The sequence below is a fragment of the Mesorhizobium sp. WSM4808 genome (assembly GCF_055811675.1).
On sequence record NZ_JBVVQX010000038.1, the window covers coordinates 1 to 20121 of the forward strand.

14 protein-coding genes and 3 pseudogenes are annotated in these 20121 nt (G+C 57.3%); 5 read left to right on the plus strand and 12 right to left on the minus strand.

Features of this window, described 5'->3' with window-relative positions; genetic code table 11:
* On the plus strand, window positions 1–185 hold a 185-nt coding region (locus tag AC0L2U_RS33145), incomplete at its 5' end, for a transposase (protein ID WP_473603488.1).
* A gap of 180 nt (window positions 186–365) precedes the next feature.
* Here the strand turns inward: AC0L2U_RS33145 and AC0L2U_RS33150 are convergent.
* The 9 genes and pseudogenes from AC0L2U_RS33150 to AC0L2U_RS33190 form a co-directional block, all read right to left on the minus strand.
* Complete coding sequence (locus AC0L2U_RS33150; RefSeq protein ID WP_473603489.1) at window positions 366–1370, minus strand: NAD-dependent epimerase/dehydratase family protein; 1005 nt, start codon at window positions 1368–1370, stop codon at window positions 366–368.
* 341 nt (window positions 1371–1711) lie between these two features.
* A complete protein-coding gene (locus tag AC0L2U_RS33155) occupies window positions 1712–2872 on the minus strand; it encodes a M24 family metallopeptidase (RefSeq protein WP_473603490.1) in 1161 nt (386 codons plus the stop codon).
* A gap of 125 nt (window positions 2873–2997) precedes the next feature.
* Window positions 2998–4083, minus strand: coding sequence for an ABC transporter ATP-binding protein (locus tag AC0L2U_RS33160; RefSeq protein WP_473603491.1), 1086 nt, complete (start codon window positions 4081–4083; stop codon window positions 2998–3000).
* Window positions 4084–4458: 375 nt separating this feature from the next.
* Window positions 4459–5292, minus strand: coding sequence for a carbohydrate ABC transporter permease (locus tag AC0L2U_RS33165; RefSeq protein WP_292386910.1), 834 nt, complete (start codon window positions 5290–5292; stop codon window positions 4459–4461).
* A complete protein-coding gene (locus tag AC0L2U_RS33170; protein ID WP_473603492.1) occupies window positions 5289–6284 on the minus strand; it encodes a carbohydrate ABC transporter permease in 996 nt (331 codons plus the stop codon). Before AC0L2U_RS33170 ends, AC0L2U_RS33165 begins: the two co-directional genes overlap by 4 nt.
* Window positions 6265–7536 (minus strand): ABC transporter substrate-binding protein, encoded by a 1272-nt coding sequence (locus AC0L2U_RS33175; RefSeq protein ID WP_473603493.1) that lies wholly within the window; start codon window positions 7534–7536, stop codon window positions 6265–6267. The genes AC0L2U_RS33170 and AC0L2U_RS33175 overlap by 20 nt, the downstream gene beginning before the upstream one ends.
* Before the next feature lie 378 nt (window positions 7537–7914).
* Complete coding sequence (locus tag AC0L2U_RS33180; RefSeq protein WP_473603495.1) at window positions 7915–9675, minus strand: serine hydrolase domain-containing protein; 1761 nt, start codon at window positions 9673–9675, stop codon at window positions 7915–7917.
* A 449-nt stretch (window positions 9676–10124) separates the two neighbouring features.
* Window positions 10125–10358, minus strand: a pseudogene (locus AC0L2U_RS33185) (IS1096 element passenger TnpR family protein); the annotation flags it as partial.
* Window positions 10359–10407: 49 nt separating this feature from the next.
* Window positions 10408–10671, minus strand: a complete 264-nt coding sequence (locus AC0L2U_RS33190; protein WP_473603496.1) for an IS1096 element passenger TnpR family protein — start codon at window positions 10669–10671, stop codon at window positions 10408–10410.
* Window positions 10672–11327: 656 nt separating this feature from the next.
* On the opposite strand from AC0L2U_RS33190, the gene AC0L2U_RS33195 reads away from it, so the two are divergent.
* A complete protein-coding gene (locus tag AC0L2U_RS33195; protein WP_473603497.1) occupies window positions 11328–12338 on the plus strand; it encodes a D-alanine--D-alanine ligase family protein in 1011 nt (336 codons plus the stop codon).
* Window positions 12339–12538: 200 nt separating this feature from the next.
* On the opposite strand, the gene AC0L2U_RS33200 is transcribed toward AC0L2U_RS33195, so the two are convergent.
* Window positions 12539–12904, minus strand: a complete 366-nt coding sequence (locus AC0L2U_RS33200; RefSeq protein WP_473603498.1) for a hypothetical protein — start codon at window positions 12902–12904, stop codon at window positions 12539–12541.
* Window positions 12905–13582: 678 nt separating this feature from the next.
* On the opposite strand from AC0L2U_RS33200, the gene AC0L2U_RS33205 reads away from it, so the two are divergent.
* From AC0L2U_RS33205 to alr, 3 genes and pseudogenes are all read left to right on the plus strand, one after another.
* Window positions 13583–14305 (plus strand): GNAT family N-acetyltransferase, encoded by a 723-nt coding sequence (locus tag AC0L2U_RS33205; protein ID WP_473603499.1) that lies wholly within the window; start codon window positions 13583–13585, stop codon window positions 14303–14305.
* Window positions 14298–14977 (plus strand): annotated as a pseudogene (locus AC0L2U_RS33210) (transposase); the annotation flags it as partial. The gene AC0L2U_RS33205 and the pseudogene AC0L2U_RS33210, both read left to right, overlap by 8 nt.
* A 677-nt stretch (window positions 14978–15654) precedes the next feature.
* Window positions 15655–16749, plus strand: a complete 1095-nt coding sequence (alr, locus tag AC0L2U_RS33215; protein ID WP_473603500.1) for an alanine racemase — start codon at window positions 15655–15657, stop codon at window positions 16747–16749.
* A 279-nt stretch (window positions 16750–17028) separates the two neighbouring features.
* Here the strand turns inward: alr and AC0L2U_RS33220 are convergent.
* Together AC0L2U_RS33220 and AC0L2U_RS33225 are read right to left on the minus strand one after the other, a co-directional pair.
* A pseudogene (locus AC0L2U_RS33220) lies at window positions 17029–17615 on the minus strand (transposase); the annotation flags it as partial.
* Between the two features lie 394 nt (window positions 17616–18009).
* Window positions 18010–20109, minus strand: coding sequence for a prolyl oligopeptidase family serine peptidase (locus AC0L2U_RS33225; protein WP_473603501.1), 2100 nt, complete (start codon window positions 20107–20109; stop codon window positions 18010–18012).
* Window positions 20110–20121: the final 12 nt, after the last annotated feature.

A 20121-nucleotide genomic window follows, 5' to 3' on the forward strand; every position in this document is an offset into this window, starting at 1 on the left:
AGGTGCAGGAGTCCGGTGATCCGGTGTCGGTTGTGGCGCGGCGTCACGACATGAACGCGAACCACTTGTTCATCTGGGTGAAACACGCCCAGCAAGGGCGATTGGGCCGAGCCAACCCGCTGTCCGAGACCCCACCGATCGCCTTCATTGACATGGTGTTGTCGGTCCCGGCCTGCACGATGTAGAGCCGGAAGAGTCGGCTCCTGCGCGATCGCACTCTGAAGTACCCGTTACGACCAGCCAAGCAGTGTCTACCGGTGGCCGAATGGAAATCGTCGGGGCCAACGGTCGGCGTGTGATCGTCGTATTGCGGTTCGCGAATCCCGAACCGGCGCTGCGGTTTCATCTTCGCGGTACAGTGTCGCCTAAGGCTGGAGTGCGGACCGAGGGCTGCCTTCCGGGTGCTGAATAGCCCAATGGTTGGCCGCGCGCCATTCCATCAACTTCCGCAATCCTTCCCTCACCGGAATGTGCGCCTTGAAACCGATTTCAGCGCTTGCCCGTGCAGGGTCGCCAACACGATTGCGAACCAAGTTCGCGGCATCGGCTCTCGGCACGTACCGGACCGGGGCATTGCATCCCGTGAGATCGCAGATGATCTCAGCTAGCTCGAGTAGCGAGGTTTTCACGCCGGTTCCGATATTGTAGGCGCGGTCAACGGTGTCTGCCCTTAACGCACAAACGTTGGCCCGGGCGATGTCTTCAGCAATGATCAGGTCGTAGGCCTCGTTTCCGTCCCCTACGATGACCGGTGACTCTCCGCGTTCGGCTGCATCAAACATCCGCATGATCACCGACATGTAGACTCCGGCATACCCCTGGCGAGGACCATAAACATTCATATATCGCATAGCGACGTAAGCGAGTCCGTACTCATGATAACAAGCGTGCAGCAGCGCCTCCGACGCAATCTTCGTCGCGCCATATAGGTTTTGGTTGTTGAGCGGGTGTTCCTCGGTCATAGGTTCCTGGACGGCATTGCCGTACACCGAAGTGGAAGACGCGTAGACCAACCGCTTGACCCTTTGCGCAATGCAGGCTTGCATAACGTTGAAGGTGCCTCGGACGTTCACCTCAAACCCCGCCTCCGGATCAGCCCGGCAACGAAGCAGTAACAACGTGGCGAGATGAATGACTCCGTCAGCGCCTGTGATGGCACAGTTGAGCTGGTCGATGTTCCGAATGTCTGCCCTGACGATTTGGACACGCTGGTCTTTCCCAGCATCCACAAGAAAATTCATCTGTCCATGGCTAAAGTCGTCATAAACGATGATTTCCGAAACTTGCTCTCGGATTAGCTGGTCCACGGTGTGCGAACCGATGAGACCGGCGCCCCCAATCACCACAACGCGCTTTCCTGTGAGTTCCATACTAACCTCCTATCTGACTAGCGCTACCGCAGTGGCCATTTGTGCCGTACCATCTCGGCAAATATGGCGTCTGCAGCCATTGCTGCTTTTTGGAAAGCGCCGAATTGCTCATGCTTGCTCGCAGAGCAATCTGCAGTATTAGAACGTCATTGGATTTGACCTGAGACCCTTGTTCCATCCAATTCAACGGAGGTTCCGTATAGCACCGTTGAGGTGCTCCCCAGTGTCACAATCTTCGCCCATCATCGTCACCTCGCGCCGGACGGGGTCTCCTTCGTGCCCATGGTCGGCGGCTACGATCCTGAACTCAGACCGCGAGAATGGAGAGCCGGGTAAACTTTTCAGCGGACCATAATGTCCCGAGATAGTTTAGTGAATGACTCTGCACCGTTCGGCGTAACCCGGATCGCTTCACTGAAAATATAAGAGTCTTCGCGCTCCCAGATTCCGACTATAAGGTGAAAGGTGAAGTCCGCTTCTAAGACCGTACGGTCATCCTCCTGAAGGCTGAAGGAGCCCTCGCCATATGCTCCTTCGTCAATTCCAAGCGAATATCCGATGCGCGATTCTTTGCGGATGCCGCTAGGCTTAAAGGTCTTTGCGAAAGCGCGATAAATATCGCCCGCAATCGCCCCTGGCTTGACGGCGCCGAGAGCAGAGGTGAAACCCGCCACCACCGCCTCATGCAAAAATCTGTATCGATCAGGTGGCGTGCCAAGGTACACGGTCCGCGACAAGGGACAATAGTACCTGTGGACAAATGCAGCGACCTCGAAGTTAGTTTGACGCTGCTTTTCGTACTGCCGGTCGGTCCATCTGAGATGCGGCGCCTTATCCCACGGCGTCACCGGCATGAAAATTGGCACGCCAGGTCCGCCGCCCACTTCCGGAGTGCCCTCTATCAGACACTTCGTGACGGTCGCGGCTACGTCGCATTCCCTAACCCCGACGTCAATCTTATCGGCGCCCGCCATCAGCGCCCGGTCAACAATCTTGGCAGCATCCTGCATATACTTGATCTCAGCCGCCGACTTCTTGGCGGTGACACTCGGCACCACGGAAGTGGCATCCTCAGCCGTTCGGGCGCCAAGTGCAGACATAAAAAGTAAGTAGTCGCTGTGAGAGAACCCTCTCGACCCAAATTCGACGCCTATTCGACCGCCATGCGCAATATGGAGGGTTCGTTCCCCGATAATATCCCATGGAGAGCGGTTCGCGTTGCCGACGTATTTTTCAGGGTACGCCTCGACGCGGCTCTGATCGAGATGGACTGTGGGATAGGCACATTTCGTATCCATTTCCCGCAAAATGAGGACGGGATCAAGGTCGCCGGCGCGCAAAATTGCCGCCTGTGGGACATAGTCCGAGTAGCCTTCATATCCGGTTAAATAGCAAAGGTGCGTTTCTTTCAGAACTACTAACGTATCAATACCCTTCTCCTGCATCTTGGCGCTGACCGCCTTGACACGTTCCCGATACTCACCTTGGGCAAACGCGGCCATCTTTTAACTCCCTATGCTTGTCACGACCGGAACCGTCACCGACGCGGCGATTGCCGCTTGATATCGAATGATGAACCCGCATTCGCCAGTTAATATGTGAAGGTGGTCCGTTCTGCGGCGGGACGTCAGCGACGCCGTCTTCCGGTGGCGTCAAAAAGGAAGGCTTTCGATATGTCGATTTCCAGTGACAGAGACCGATCGCCAACGGACGACCGAAACAACCGCTCTTCAAAGATAATGCGTTGGCCGTTCGCGAGAGCGCCGTAAGCATATGAAACGCCCCCCAGATGTTCCCAATAGTCGACATTTACCCGAACGCCATTCTGAGGATCACCATTAATTCTTATGAAGTGCTCTGGACGGACCCCGAGAGTCAGCCGGTCGCCGATGACCGCTGTCAGCTCCAGGCGCGGATAGGAAATTCGCGCTCCACCCGAAATCTCCAATAAGAGATCGCTCTCATCGACCCCGGTGACGGTCGCCGTTATCTCGTTGATACGAGGCGAGCCTATGAAGCCGGCAACAAACAGGTTGCTGGGATTATCGTAGAGCTCAAGCGGCGCGCCGATCTGTTCAATCCGGCCATTCCTGACAACTACGATGCGGTCGGCCAGAGTCATGGCTTCCACCTGATCGTGTGTCACGTAAATTGTGGTGACTCCGATCTTTTTATGGAGTTGAGCAAGCTCCACCCTCATCTGAACTCGCAATTCGGCGTCGAGATTGGACAACGGCTCGTCAAACAGGAAAACCTTAGGCGACCGGACGAGCGCGCGACCTATTGCAACCCGTTGACGCTGACCACCAGACAACTGTGACGGTCTGCGGTCCATGAGCCCACTTAATTGAAGCATGGTTGCTATCGGATCAACTTTGGCTGCTATTGCAGGTTTGGACTCGCCGGCCATTCGTAGAGCAAAACCCAGGTTCCCTCGCACCGTCAGGTGGGGATAGAGTGCGTAAGACTGGAACACCATGGCTATTTGGCGCTTGGCCGGATCGGTATGGGTGCGCTCCTCAGCGCCTATCATTAACCTTCCACTACTGATATCCTCTAGCCCAGCGATCATACGGAGCAGCGTCGACTTTCCGCAGCCCGAGGGGCCTACGAACACCACAAACTCCCCTTCACGAACCTCCAAGCTCACATCGGTTATGGCCTCGACGGAGCCATACTTTTTGTAAACGTTTTGAAGCGCAAGCGCGGCCATCATTCCCTCCTTCCATCTTGCTGACGACCATTCGCCCAAGCAACTGCAAACTGGTAGAAGTGATCCTGTATTCTTCGGAACGCCTTGTTACGCAGAAAAACCGATGGCTCGGTCCGTACCAGCGGGCGAGAATGAGACGAGCCATTGTGATCCGTCAACGCAAACAACGCGAAACCTTTCATTCGTCCGTACACGATACAACAGGATCATTCTGACGTGGGGGAGAGTGTCGTGAGGAACAATCTGGTGAATCTAGATCGTGCTTGCCGCGAGCTGACAACGTGAACGTTGGGCCCGCGGGCAATCGGCATTGCATCAGCCGTTGCATCGCTGCTGCCGGTCCTAGCCATTAGCGAAACTCGTTTTGGGCAGTTCTCATCCCTTAACGGCACCTGCGGTCAACCCGCTGATCATAAACCGCTGCATGCCGAGATAAACCACCACCACTGGCAAAGTCATAAGCGCGAGTGTGGCGAACATGGCGCCAGGCTGCAACACGAAACGTCCGCTATAGATGAGCGGAACAAGACTGAGCGGCTTAATAGAGTCGCTGTCAGTCATTATGAGGGCCAGCACGAACTCATTGAAGCTGGCCATAAATTGCAAGATGACGACCACCGTAATAGCCGGCCAGCTAAGGGGCAGGGCAATGAACCAGAAAATGCGGATCTGCGAGACGCCGTCCAGGCGCGCCGCCTCTCCGAGTTCGGGAGGTAGCGCCTCGAAGAAGCCTCGGAGGATGATAATTGCAAACGGCAATCCAAGCGCCGTGTAAGGGAGGATCAGGCCTTGATAGGTGTCCAACAGACCGAGCGACTTGTTGATCTGGAAGAGGGGTACGATCAGCGTCGATCCTGGCAGCATCATGGTAGTCATTAAAAGAAAGAACCAAAAATTTTTGCCGCGTATACGCATGTTGGCAAAAGCATAGGCCGCCATTGCGCCGAACAGAACCACAAGCGCGACAGATGTGAGCGTGATGATGAGGCTGTTCGCAAGATGTTGTAAGATCGGCGCATCGGCAAACACAGTCTGAAAGTTTCGCAAGCTCACGTCGCTGATCAGCAAGCCGCCGAAGCCGACTACCCGTTTCTCCGATGGAGTAAAAGCAGTAACTAGCATAATCCAAACCGGCACCATCCAGACGATAGCCAGCAGAAATAAGAAAATACTAGTACACCACTTCGTAAAAGCATTCGCGCGGATCATGCCCGACCCCCAATGGAAAAACGTGCACCAACGACCTTTATCTGGAAGATACTGAGACCGAGGGACAGGACCAGGAGGACAACCGAAAGCGCCGAGGCGTATCCCATATTCTGCATGGCAAACCCCTCCTGAAAAATATGGATCGGCAATGTCTCGCTCGCGTGATTAGGGCCACCTTTAGTCATAATGTAAGGGAGCGTAAATGTCTGAAGGGCGTCGAGAACCCCCAGCAAAATTAGCGTTAAATGAACGTGGCGTAGCATAGGCCACACCACGTGAACGGCCGTTTGCCGGGTGGTGAGGCCGTCAAGTCGCGCAGCATCCAAGACTTCCCTTGAGATTCCCTTCATTCCCGCTATGTACATCAGCATTGAGAACCCCATCCATTGCCAGACGTTCACTGCGATCACCGCGAAGATCGCAGTCTGCGGATCAGCGAGAAAAGGGAATCTGAGCGAATCGATTCCGGTAGCTATGCCCACATCGGAGAGCAGGCCTCCAAACGGATTATAAATACGCTGCCAGACGATGCCGATCACCACCGGAGAGATAATAGCAGGGAGGTAAAATAGAACCCGGAACAAAGTGACGAAGTTCGTCCGGATCTCAAGTAAGAACGCTATCAGGAAGCCGAGGATCATCTGTGGCGCAATATTAAGCAGCGCCCACAACAGCATGTTACGCATAGCATTCCAAAATGCCGCGTCATGAGTGAGATCACGGAAATTATTTATTCCAATGAAGGCACCCGGACTTACACCATCCCACTCAAAAAAACTCGCATAAGAAATATAGAAGGCAGGATATAGAATAAAGATCGCAAACAGCGTCAAAGCGGGTAATACAAACGCCAGCCCCTGGATCTCGCCCCGTCTTTCGGAAGCGATTGGCTGGCCGCGGCGACTTGGCTCATTACGAGAGAGGCTGCGGACTAGCCGCCGCCCCCCTGTCATGGCACGCGTGATACGTGCATTAGTGCTTGCTTGAGACATATGCCTGCTGAACCATTTCCATGCCCGCCTCAGGTGGCTTGTCGCCAGTTGCGACCGCGCCTAAGGCGTCCTGCAACGCCTGATAGACCGCAGGCAAGCTGATCAGGTGAGAATGTTTAACGGCGGGTAACCATTCCTTGGTGAATTTGTCCCAGATCTCTTCTTGGCGTTTCGTGCCAAACTTCTCCGGCCGAAGACCGACGAAGGCCGGAAGATCATCCAGATTGTTGATCATAACCTGAGCCCCATGACCTCCGATCCAATCGGTCAGCACCTTGCAGGCGGCGTCATAGTCAGCACTCTTGGAAATACCGATCATAATGTCGATACCGCCCAAGAGATCTTCTGGCGCTCCTTTCCCCGTCACATCCGGGAACTTGAAAGGAGCGTAACCCGCTAAGTCCGCCGAAAGGGGGGTAGGATTTGGGGAGGCAGCCTGTTGCTGCCACCAAGATCCCATGGGAAAGGTGGCCACGCGCGCACTCTCCACCGCCTCGGCGGCCCCTGGGTAATGAGACAGTCCAAGCGCGCCATCCTGGAAAATTCCGTCGTCGAACATTCTTTTCCAGACCCGCATGGCCTCGACAAATCGGTCGTCTGTCCATGGCACCTGTCCAACTTCTGCTTGTTCGGTGAGGCCCGGCGCAATGTTGTGGATGATCTGCATGTAAACAAGCGCATTAATCCAGCCATCGGCGGCGCCAATCATCATCGGCGCGTCTCCCGCAGCTCGGGCCACTTTGGCAAGCGCTTTGAGTTCATCGTATGTTTTTGGCGGCTCGAGACCGAGCTCTTTGAGTACGGGTACTGTGTACCAGAGATTTACCGTTTGCGTCTCGACCGGCAAAGCGTAGAAGTTTTCGTCGCCTTTGGGGTTGCCGTGCCGAGCCTCCTTAATACCTATAGGATAGAATTTCGACTGCCAATCAGCGCCCCAAACCGATTCGGCGCACTTCTGGGCAGGTGCCAATTTCTCCCGGTACTTCTGTGTCGAACTAACATTGAGGCCGATTAAGTCGGGCAAATTGCCAGCATTGGCGCGGCTCTGAAGATCAAGGTCATTCTGTTCGCTGATCTTCGCCTTAATCTTTACGCCTGGAAATGCAGATTCAGTGGCCTTGATCATCTTGTCGACCGTCTGGGATACAGGCGTCCATGACATGTAGGTGACTGTCTTTTCTTGCGCTTCCGCGGTGGTGGCAATCATAACCGACAGCGTGACGGCTGTCGTGGAAACCAGTAGCTTCTTCACTTTATCCTCCCTATCCCTGAGCGGGCTTGCTTACCCGCACGTTTGTTGCGCCCCTTTTGTGCGGCTTGTTTACGACCACACCTCCGGTACCAGAACCGCATTCACCATGGAACGCTGTTCTACTCTGTAGTTTTTTTTCTCCTTGTCAACGTGAATCAATCGCGGAGTTTTGTATTGGTTGGATTGTACTGCTTGCCTGAGAGGATGATGCGGCGCCGGCGACGTGCCCCGATATCACAGGTCGGCTACTCAGGCGGGAAAAACTAAGGCACGTGAAGTCACATTGACGCCGATGACCAACGGCGATGTGCGGTGGTCAGCTTTCCAGATAACTGACTGTATTCCTGCGCGCGCTCCCGACTTCCCGCTGAAATGGAGCTATTCAAACTCGGCGTCGGGGGGCAGCAGGTCCAGGCGTGGCCATCCAGGCACGTAGTCTTCCGGTGGCCATATCCCCCCTGGTGGGACGAAGTCTTCAGGTGGCCATGGCCGGTCCTGATGATTCCCGACTCTAATGGCGACCTTGTCGCCAGGCAAAAGAGTTAGCCAGTTCCTCCCGTATCCCATCATTCGGGGCAACCACCATGGACCTGTCTTCTCAATCCACCAGTTCAAGTAGTAGCGCGGGTTCGGTGAGCGATCCGGCACCGGCTGCACGATGGTAGGCAGTAGCGAATCTGTGAGGTCTCGGTGGAGAATTTGTTGTCCGCTCCAGGCGCCGTGATTTTGGTAGAGCAGCCCTAACTTAGCTAGGTCGTCGAGTGTGGGGAAATAGCCCATGTCCCAGTAGGGTTGCCCCCGGGACCCGTCTGCTTCGATGGTGCTGATGTTGGGAAGGTGACGGATGCCGATCGGCTGTGCGACTTCGCGCTCAAGCATTTCCCACGCGGACGCTTGAGGCCCCTCCTTGCTCTTGAGGACAGCGTCTAGCGCCACCCCCAGCAGGTAAACGGCTTGACCGCTATAGTTGAACTCCGAACCTGGGTCGTACCTGCGTGGTGACAACGCCAGCGCCTTCTGGGTCTTGGCATCCGCGCAATAGTCGAAGAGGAATGAGAACCATCCCGGTGTGTAATCCCCCTCCCCTCTATGCCGGCCGGAAGACATGTTGGCTAGGTTGCGGAAGGTTACATCGTCCCAGCCCGGCTGGCGAGCGGACGCCAGATACTTAGCGATCGGCTCGTCTAGGATCGCGACACCGTGCTTCTGGGCGACACGGAGCGTTGCCACATTCGCCATCGCCGTCTTAGTGGTTGACCATACGCTATGGCGAATTTCATCGCTGTAGGGGAACGCGCCAGCTGCCGTGTGGTAGCCAGTGCGGTACAGAACGCCGTCATGCACGACGGCGCTGGCGAAAACATCGGGATCGGCATCGGTGTGCGAAGTAGACATCTTGACCAGCGGATCGTGAGACACCTCCGGAGGGAGCTCCGACCACGATGCGACCGGAAGCCGTTCAGCGAGCTCTTGGTCGTACGCCCGCATTCGCTCTTCAATATTATCGATTCCGCCGGGCCGATAGCTAGCTTTCGTTACGCCCCAGGCAGTGAAGGGGTGCGTGTACCAAGTCACGGACCCTTGAACTACCTGAAAGCGCACCGGCGAGACCTGGCTCTCATTGTAGAGGAAGAGGGCGACACCGATATGAATCTCGCCGTCCATTCGGGTTACTAGCGCGAAGGGAAACGCCGCACGGTTCCAACCAGGAAGGTCGCCGGCTTCGGACCAGACGCGGCCTGGCTGAACGATAAGGTCCCACCAGCTGCGGGCGCCGGGAATACTGCCACTGCGCAAAACATTCTGAGACGTCGGCACTAGATGACCGTTGTGGGTAAAGAGCGCCAGTGACACATCCGGGAATAAGGTCGTTTCTTTACCCAAGATCCGAGTGGGCCTGAAGCCGCTCGGATCCGGCCGCCCGTTGGGATCGCTAGCGAGCATGGTCATCGTCGCGCCGTCCAGCTGCAGGACCCCGGCGAATGGCTGACTCGCTTCTTCGGCGTTTTCCGGTGGGAAGAAACTAGCGTTCCAGGTGAGGCCCCCAGGGGCAGAGCCGGAGAGAAGTTCCGTCGCCGCGATCGGTTCTTTTGAGAACTCGCCGCCCCAAGGCGCTGCTGTCCTGAACTGATCTGGCATCTCTCGTTCCCCATTAATCGCTATGCCGTTCTATCCTGAACGCAGTTCTATTATTGGGAGGCCAAGCCGTCAAGCCTATGAGTTGAGTTTGGGATGCCGCTTCCGGATCGGGGCAATGATCGTCTGCGATCCTTCTGCTGGAGTGCTATTTCCCCGCCCAACGCAATGTCGCGCCAAGTCCGGCTATCCAGCCCCGTTGGCGGCGAACCGCCGTGCTTCGGTACGCTCGTCCTAGCACTAGCCAAAGCTCAAAGTACGCTTCCACCCGATTGGCTGTAGTTCTCCTACTATGTTTACCCCCACGTTGCAGAAGCAACGCGGTTCCAAGGAAGGGAACAATACGATATGTTAGATATTCCGTTCTAGTGATACGACATTCCATCTCAAATGCGCGTCGGACAGCTACTTTTTCGTAATTACTCACGCCCAACGTTCGGCGACGGAATGGCTTATCGGGCGGCGACTATTTTTTGGTGAACCGGGCGGCGAGCACGGTGTTGGCGTGTTCCAGATCGAACTCGTCCGGGTTGAACTCTTCGCCGATCCAGTCGCTCCGTTCGGCGTGTTCGGGGTTGGGTGGGATTGGCCAGAATGGCCAGCAACTCCTCATAGCCCCAGACGCCACCGCAATCCTCTGGTGGACAGTTGCGCTTTCCAGTGATGCAGATGGGGTAGGATACGCCCTCGACGACCGGCTCGCTTTTTTCGAATGCGACCGTGTGCTCCCAATTGTCACCGAAGTGATCTCAGCAGGCCGTTCAGGGTCACGCGATTTTCGTCGGCGACGTCGTCGACACTGTGCCGATCGCCAACTGCTCGCCGCCGATGTCGAAGGCATGGAGGTGGGCCATACGCCTGGATCGCCTGGTGCAGGTCGCCGAGCGTCATCGTGCCGGGCATGACCAGCCGGCGCCAGACCGGCGGCTTAGTGCCGCGCAGCGTCACCTTCAAAGTAATGATGTTCTTGCTGGCTTTGGTCTTCGGTGCGCTGGCCACGATCTTCCCATCCTGTCGGCATCGGACACCGGCGCGGATGTCTCCACAGCCCTGCTTTGCGTGATGACATTGCCGATGGCAAGAGGATGGTGATGGCGCGATCTATGTGCCGATCGGCAGCGGCCTTTGGTCGAGGGTGAGGCGGATGGCGTCGGTGGCCCGGATTGATCTTCGGCGCGCGGTTTCGACGACCGACCTGATGTCTGCGTAGAGGGCAGCGCCCCATGCGCTGCGGAAGCCGTTGGTGATCTTGCGGTAGACCGCACAGGGGCGCGCGCCCGCTCCGCGCCGTTGTTGGCCGCCGCGAGATCACGATTTTGGACGAAGACGAAGAGGTGGCGGCGAATCTTCCGACGACCGTCTGCAGCTTGCCACCGGCCGGGTGGGTCGGGACCAGGGCCATGAGGTGATCGAGCCGGCGATCAAGGTCGGCCTCGTGTTGTGTTCCGGCTGTGTCGCATTGAAGACGTCTGTTGGCGAATTCAATACGCTCAGTCACAAGTATTCCGCGGGCACGGCGCGAAACCTTTTCTCCCCTTCTTCGCACATTTCTTGGTGGCACGTTGATTGCTGCGGACTCCGTGTAGCGGGCGCGGTCGCAGACGGACTGTTCCGCTCGAGCCAATAACAGAAGGCGATATCACAGGAGTACCTCAATGCGGGTAGCCATCGTGTGGAATAGCGAATTTGCCGGCGTAATCAATCGGTTCGGGCAGCCTTATCCAGAGCCCCCGCACCCTTGGCCGTCGTATTGCGCGACGATCGAAAGGGTGGTGGCGGCACTGAGAGAGGGTGGTCACGAGACGCTAGTATGTGAAGGCGACAAAGGACTGCTCAATACGCTCGAGCGGTTCATGCCACCCGATCTGCAAGCCCGTCCTTCGGGAATCGTTTTCAATTTGGCAGAGGGTATTCAGGGCGAATACCGTTTCACCCACGTCCCGGCCATGCTCGAGATGGCGGGCGTTCCATACACCGGGTCGGGCCCACTCGGGCATGGGCTGACGGACGATAAGGTGATCAGCAAGAGGCTCATGCGTAGTTGCGGCGTGCCGACGGCGAACTTTTGCGTCATGCGCCTCGGCACCGAGAGTACCGGAGACCTGCGATTCCCAGTGGTAGTGAAGCCGCGTCGCGAAGATAACAGCTTCGGTTTGCAGCTTGTACATGAGCCCGCTCAGCTGAGGCAGGCAGTGGAAATGATTGTCACGCAATATGGACAGGATGCGCTCGTGGAGGAATACATCGATGGGCGAGAAATCCACGTCGCGCTGCTGGGAAACGGAGAACCCGAGGTGTTGCCTTTGGCGGAGATCGACTTCGGCGAACGCGAAACTGGTCTTTTGACATGGGAGGGGAAGTACCTGCCTGCCGAGGAGCTGCCGACGATTTGCCCGGCGAAAATCGAAAGTAGCCTTGCGACCTTGCTGGGGGAAATTTCGGTTGCGACCTTCCGTGCTTGCCAGTGCAGGGACTATGCCCGGCTCGACATCCGGATCGACCGCTCCGGCCGTCCCTTGGTCCTGGAGATCAACTCAATGCCGGGGCTCAGTATGCACTCCGTATGTGTCCTAGCCGCGATCGCTGCTGGACACAGCTACTCGAGCCTTATGAATCGCATCCTTGATATCGCCCACGCGCGATATTTCGGAAATGACATCCGCTAGGTTTGAGCGTTCAGGAGGTTGTCCATTCGGACCGGCCGAGGAGACTGTAATTACCAGGCTACAGCACCCACAGCGCCAACGCCGGGTGCGGTCATGAACAGCCGGCTGCGCGAACGCGCGCATCAAGCATCCTGATCCGCTTGATGATGGATCGGCGGGCCTCTATCGCTCGACGATTGCTCTGATCTCAGGCGCTGCCGTCAACTCAGCGGAGGCGATTTCCTTAGCACGAGGGTAAAGCCGCCGAGCTTTTGCCCGAACAGGATGCCGAAGGTCTTGAGCGGCCCACGGATCTCGTTCTCGATCTTGCCGCGGATGCCGTCCAGGACGTCGCGTGCCAACAGCAGCGCCAGCATGACATAGGCGTCATAGCTCTTGAAGAGGACTTCCCTGAACCATCCCGTCCGCACGATCTGAGCCAGGCCGGCCGCATCGTGGCGGTCTGTCTTGTTCGGTATCATCGAGAGGGCCGCGCTTGCGTGCCACGCGTCGAGACACACGATCCGCAGTCCGCGCTTCGTCAGGTCATCCCAGCCAGACCACCAACGGGCCGGTTCCGTGCCCATCCTCGCAAGTTGCCCAGCCCTCCCGGCCAGCCAGTCCGGGATGGCTCGGAAAACGGGTTCAGGCTGGTCAGGCTTGTGGCTCCTGCAGAACACCCGCGGGAAATTGCCGCGCCCTGCAGATTATGTCAGCGCGGCAGGCATCCCGAGCGGTCGGCGGCGGTGGGGCGATGTCAGGCACCCCGGCGAGCCGGGCTCCCTTGCGCCTGATATCGGCGAGGATTGGCCCTGCACGAAGGTACTTTGCAATGGTATCGAGTCGAACCGGCAGCACCGATCATCGGTGATGTAGAGATCGTATTGTTCCGCTTCGTCGAGGCGTTCGGCCTCAAGGTTCTCAAATGTCAAGTCAGGGTGTCGATCGCATCCCGACGCAACTCCAGCTACGCAAGGCGCTACTTGAGGAGCGCAGGTTCGGTTCCGGACACCTGATTGCCGTTATAGCCCGTCGTTTCAGCTTTGAGCGCGCCCAACATGGCATTCCTCGGGTGAATTCAGCAATGTCATCGTCGTGTAATTGTTGCGCCTTATCGAAAAAAAAATCTTAAGCATTTAAGAAACAATATGTTGACAATATTTCTTATAATTTAACCCAATGAACGCGGTTCTGCGAGATTATAGTCGGACTTTTGCTGGCATGCCGCCCAATAGTCATTGCCGGCTGGGGAAAGGAATGTTCTCATGCACATTCTAGAAACGCCGCGCCTGATCCTAAGGCCGCCATCTCATAGCGACCATCTCCTTATACATAACCTTCATAATGATCCCTTTGTGGTAGATGCCATCAGGAATGGACTTGATTCAACGGTAGAGCAATCGAGAGCTGCATTACTTAACTTTATCAATCACTGGCGGCACCATCGTTTCGGCTTATGGATGGTGTTCGTCAAAGATGAAGGTACCGCCAGAAAGTTCGCTGGCTATTCTGGATTGATGTGCAGCGGCACGTATCGGCCCGAAGATCCTAATGATCTGCCCGGTGATCCAAACTATGTGGAGATGGTAACTGGCCTCCACCTTGTGGCCTCTGGTAGAGGTATCGGCGTCGAGGCCGGCAGGGCAGTGGTCCAATTTGCTTTCGAGATATTAAAGTTAGAAAAAATGACTGCATTCATCTTACTAAATAACACTAGATCGCTAATAAAAAATAAGAAAATTGGTTTTTTCTATATTGATGACATAACTCACAAAAACCGTACGTGGAAACAGTTCGAGGTGTCTGCCTTAACTGCCGTAAGGTCCGACAATTTACGCGTTTTTGGCTCGAAAAGCCCCCGAGATCATTCGAACTGGCCTGAAAAAAGTCATGGGGGGCGGATGTGCTGCAAGCCGTTGAAGTATGCAGGATTTGGTTGCTTACGCCGATCCGCGCCGCTTCTCGGAGACCACACCCGCGATGAATGATTCTACGCTGCCGCTGAGCAGTTTGTCATCAGTCGGCGGCAAGTCCGTCGTCGCCCGTTTCGACGGCGGCATGCTGTCGTCCAACAGCGGCGTTCTGGCTTTGGCCGAGGTGCAAAAGCGGTTGCGGGTGGCTGAGCGTCTGGCGCGTTGCATCGACGATCCCCGCTGCCCGGGCCAGGTCGTCCACAGCCTGGCGGACATGATCGGCTTTCGCATGAAGATGATTGCCGCCGGCTACGAGGACGGCAACGACGGTCGGGATCTGGCGTCGCAATCGACGCTGTCCGGCTGGAGGACCTGCCCGGCGTGCGGGAGCTGGTGGCGATGAGCCGGGCGATGGTCGATCTTTATTGCGCATCCTGGGCCATCTTGAAGACCGGATCACGGCGCAGCCGGTTGGCGCCTCGTTCCGGTGCCGAAGCGGATCGTACTGGACATTGACGACACCTTCGACGCTGTGCACGGAGGCCAACAGCTTCGCCTGTTCAATGCCCACCATGACGAGTACGGCTTCCAGCCGATTCGTAGTGTTCGATGATGCGGGAAGGTTCGTCAGCGCTATCCTGCGACCGGCCAAGCGGGGCTGAGATCCGCCCCCACCTGCGCCGTCTGGTGCGGGCGATCCGGATCAACTGGCCGAACATTCGAATCCTGCTCCGCGGCGATAGCCATGTGTGGATGTATATGGACCCCGCCCGATTGCAACAGGTTGGCTGGATCAGGATCGTTGGTCACAACTGCTGACGGATATCCGGCTTCCTAATGCGGCTGGACAACGTCTTCGCCGCGAGCCTCGATGGATTTTCGCGCGCTTCCACCTCATCGGCCCCTAGACATTGGCCGAAGCCAAGCCGGTCCACACATCAGGTTCGGGAAGCGACGGAATGACCGTTTCATGTAACACTTCGGTTGCTGCGATTGACGGAGGTGACCCCGCTTTCCCGCTCGCCCCACAGTGAGCGGTACGTTCCCCGATGGACCCGTCTGTGCAGATCCCTGAGCCGAAGCTCGAGGTCTGCCTCGTAGTCCCCGCCACGTCATGCCATCTACCCCGGGAGCAGCATCTCATCGTGGCCCACTTCCTCAGGCCTTGGCCGTCCCAAGATATAGCCAAGTGGTAGGGCGCTCCATCCATGGCAGCCGTTCTCACCACATATAGCCTGGAGGCCTACGCAAGTCAAATGTAGTGTTCCACGTCTTTGTACATTACCGTATAATTCTTTGTATCTTTTATTTAACTTTCATTATGTTCTGTTAATAAATATTATAATCACTTTTCTTGACATATTACCATGTCGGCTTCAATGTATAGGCGGAGTAGGAAAGCGGGAAGTGTCGAAGAATAGAAGATGTTGCCCATACCAGTACGGCCTTCCAATGTTGTGTTTGACTTGAATCTCAGGGCGGTCCAGGCGAACTTCCAGGCCGTCTCGGCCCTCGTTGGACCCCACGTAAGGGTGGCCGCTGTCGTCAAAAGCGACGCCTACGGCCTTGGTCTTGTAGAGATCGCAAGGTCGCTCATTGATGCCGGTTGCGATCTGCTCTTCGTCGCCAATCTGGACGAAGCGTTGCTACTAAGGTCAGCCCATGTAGACGGGGCAATTGCGGTTTTTTGGGATGATTTTGCGAAATTTGGCCCATGCTATCAATCCAACGGCATCATACCCGTTGTGAACAATTGCAGCGAATTGGAGGCCATCATTGCTACAGGGACGCAAACATACTTTCTCAACGTCGAAACGGGATTCTCTCGTTTTGGGCTCGCTTTCGCTGACGTGCGTCGTGCGTATCTTTCTGGTACGTTCGAGAGGTATCCCCCTTCGGTCTTGCTAAGCCACCTTGCGTGTAGTGAACGCGTTGCCGACCCTACTAACGTGTTGCAAAGGAACCGCTTTCGGGCGATCCATGATCTGCTTAAGCCAACCTGTGGCTGTCTCGCTGCCTCCGCCGGTGTCTGGCTGGGGAAATCCTATCATTTCGACATGGTAAGGGTAGGCTCAGCACTGTACGGGCTCAATGACGCTGGCATTAAACCAAATCCGCTGCACCCCGTTGCAAGGCTCCGAGCTAGAATACTCGACGTGCGCAATGTTGCTAGGGGGGAATCTGTTGGCTACGGCGCGACATTTCGTACGGTCCGAAATACCCGCGTAGCGATCGCCGGGATCGGTTTCAAGCATGGCCTTCCGTGGGCCTGCGCGAACAAAATATCCGTTCGGGTCGGCGGATATTCGGCCCCGCTAATCGGAACAATATGCATGGAATGCATAACGATAGATATAACAGATGTTCCGGAGGAGCTTTGTAGTTCAGGTACCTTTGTGGAATTGCTGAATGAAGATTTCACTATAGATGATTTTGCCGCGGCCGCTGGCGCTAACCCAGTGGAGCTGCTGACGCGCCTGGGTGCTGGTTGCACAAGACGGTATTTAAATTCTTGCTAGCATCGGCGAAGTACCGGCTGCAAATCGCATGAACTGCCCCCCTTCGACCGGCGCTCAGCATGAGCAGGAAGGCTCAAGATGATTGAAGGCTTTATGTCTAACGAATAGACAAGTCGAACTGATGATTAGCCCGTCTTATTCATGACGCATCTGGGTTTGTTTGGCGCTGAGCGGCGGACGGGTGGCAGCGCTGCGTCTTTTTCACCGCGGCTGTGTCTGGACTGGTGTACGCGCTGGAGGTGGAAGCTGCCTCTTTCGACGGGGCTGCTGCCCCGGCGGTCATGGTCCAGCCGGCTGTAGATTGCTGGCGAGCGTCCGGAACGGGCTGGCCTCGGGACAGGAGGCGGCGAAGGCCAGGCGGACGCGCGAGACGGTTTCGATGACGCGGGCGCCGAGCTTGAGGAGCCTGACCCGCAACGTGGCGAACTCGGCTTTGCACAGATGATGGATGTGGGCACCGCGTCGCGCAGGGTGATCATCAGCCAGTATGCGGCGGTGTGCAGGACGAGGCGGACCTGGTTGGCGATCGGCGAACGGCAGCTGGTGCGGTCGGAGGCGAGTTGGCTCTTGTGCATCTTGATCAGGTTTTCGGCCTGGCCGCAGGCGCAGTAGATCACGTCGTAGACAAGCTCGGCCGAGCCGCTGTCGAGATTGGTGACGACGAAGCGGATGTCGAGGCCCATCGCAGTCGCCTCGATGCGGGCGCAGACGCGACGTTCAAGCTTCCAGGACTTCGCCTTGTAGCGGGTCTCGGCATAGCCGCGCAGCACAGGCTTGCGCTTGAGCGCGCGGCGGGTGCGGACGTCGTCGGCGCTCTCGTCGACGAGCCGCTGGAGAACCGTGTTGCCGGGCAGTCCGAAGATATAGGGATTTGACCTTACGCTTGACCGGAGCGGCAGTCCCGGCGTTTCGAGGTGATCAACGGCGCTGGCGGTCGGCGTGATAAGGCGCGGATCGTAGCGGAGGACGCTGGAACCGAACGCAATCATTTCTGAAGCCGCCGGGCGTTATGGTCTCGTCCAGCAGGTGATCGCTTGGCGAGCGCTGGTGACGGCGCCGCCTCCGGACCCGCGCCGACGCTTCCAGCACGGTCGCGGAAGTGGAAAACGGCCCGAGATGCTGTGTCAATCGAGCTTGAGATTGACGGCATCGCCATGCGAGTCGGCCGGGGAGACGACGCCAAGGCGGATGCGCTGTCATCCATGCGCTTAAGCCAACGTCGTGATGGACAGTCCGTCACGATTTGTAGTGAGAATCAACTCAACTCGTTGACCGTCGGAACTGGTCGACAATCCAGGCCATACGAAATGCTGCTTCCTCGGCTACGCCAGGCCCATGTGAAGCGCCGCTGTGGCCGCCAATCATGCGCACGCGGAAGACAAGCTCGGGGTCGCGATCGGCCGCGCAGGACCGCCGCTGTGCCACGTAGCGAGCGGGCTGGTAATAGAGCACTTGGCTGTCGTCGAGCGCGGCATCGACGTACGTCGGCGGAAGCGGGCGATCGGCGCTGAGGTTGTAGTACGGGTCGTAGCTGCGTAGGTACTTGTACTCGTGGGCGGTGTGGGGATCTCCGTACTCCGCCGTTTCCCCCAGCGCGAAGGGCATAGCGAAGTCCAGCTCGGTATCCAGGATGTCGGCAACTGGAACCTCGGCGAGCACGGCGCGGAATAAGTCGGGCCGCAAGGCGGCCGTGGCCAGCACAGTACCCCCCCCACCGCTACTGCCCTCGATGACGATGCCGTCGCGGGTGGCGATCCCCCGCTCAACGAGCCCTTCCGCAGCAGCGATCAGATCCGTGTAGGTAACGCGCTTTCGATCGAGGATAGCCGCCTCGTGCCATGAGCGTCCGAGTTCGCCGCCCCCTCGGACGTGCACGATGCCGAAAGCAACTCCGCGATCGATCAGGCTCAAACGCTTCGTCATCGAGGAGGGCCAACTGAAAAATGAGGGCCATCTCGGTGTTCCGTAACAGCCATACACATTCAACAACACCGGCCCTGGTTCCCTTCGATCCCGCCGTCCCACCAACGAGATCGGAACCTGCGTCCCATCTTCCGCCTCCGCCATGACGACCGTCGCTACGTATTGAGCCGCGTCATACCCGGGAACGCGGGCCTGATACAGGACCGTCGACCGGTCATCGGCAAGATCATGCTCGACGACGGTATCGGGCGTCACGAATGAGCTAACCGAGTAGATCAACTTCGAGCTTCGGAACGAATGTCGTGCGACCGAATAGCTACCGCCGGCGGATAAGCCGACCTTAAGAGTGCAAGTCGGCTCGTCGGGAACAATCGTGGCCTCAACACGCCCGCTCCCGTTACGCGACACCAGCCGAGGACGAAGGCCGTCTCGTTCCAAGACAACCAAGTGCTGTTCGAGTAAATAGACCTCCTCAAGTATCAGACCCGCTCGATGCGGTATGACCTCTTGCCAGTGCGACGGTGACGGATCGTCAATTGACGCAAGCACGAGTCGGTAGTGCGGTCCAGCGTCGTCTACCCGAAACAGGAACTTGTCGCCCCAGTGTTCGGCAGACACACGGTGACCAAGATCCCGCGCCACAATCCGGCGCCACCCAAAGCCCGGTTGGTCGGCCGGAAGGCACCATACCTCCACCGGCCCGTGTTTGTCCTTAATAACATCCAGAAACAGCCAGGCGCCACTGGCAGAGCGTCTAATCCCCACGTCCAATCGCTCGTCCGCCTCCTCGAACACCACCTCGGAGTCCCCAGCTGCGACGTCCAGGCGGACAAGCTCATGACGTTGTCGCCGCAGGTCAGGCCGCTCCCGCGTGAAAAACAGGGTATGACCATCAGCGGCCCAAGCTGCCATGACGGCCTGCCTCGAGCCCCGCCGGACGTCACGGCTGGTCTCCATGTCCCGCACTCTTAGCTCGTAGTTCTCGTCACCGATGACATCAAAGCTAAACGCCACGTAACACCCATCATCGCTCGGCTCGAAGACACCTAGTGAATAGAAGACCTCGGCCCCGGGGATTGCGTTGGGATCGAGAACAAGCTCGGCTGAGCCTCCGGTCACCGGCCGACGCCACCACGCCGGATGAGGCAGGCCCGGTTCGTGTCTTTGGAAGTACTCGAAAGGCCCAACTTGGAACGCGGGCGGGTCGCCCTCGCAAGGTTGACGCGCTTCGATCTCGGCGACGAGCTCCGCCTTGAGCTCTGTCAGGTGAGCCGTCGCTTGCTCCGCGTAGCTGTTCTCGGCGCCCAGATAGGCGCGAACATCGGAATTATTCCGGTCGCGAAGCCAGCCATATTGATCCCTCGTGACGTCGTCATGAAGCACCCGGATCCGTGATTCGGCACGAGGAAGAGGTGGCAGAAGCCGCTTGTCTCCCATCAGACTGCTCTC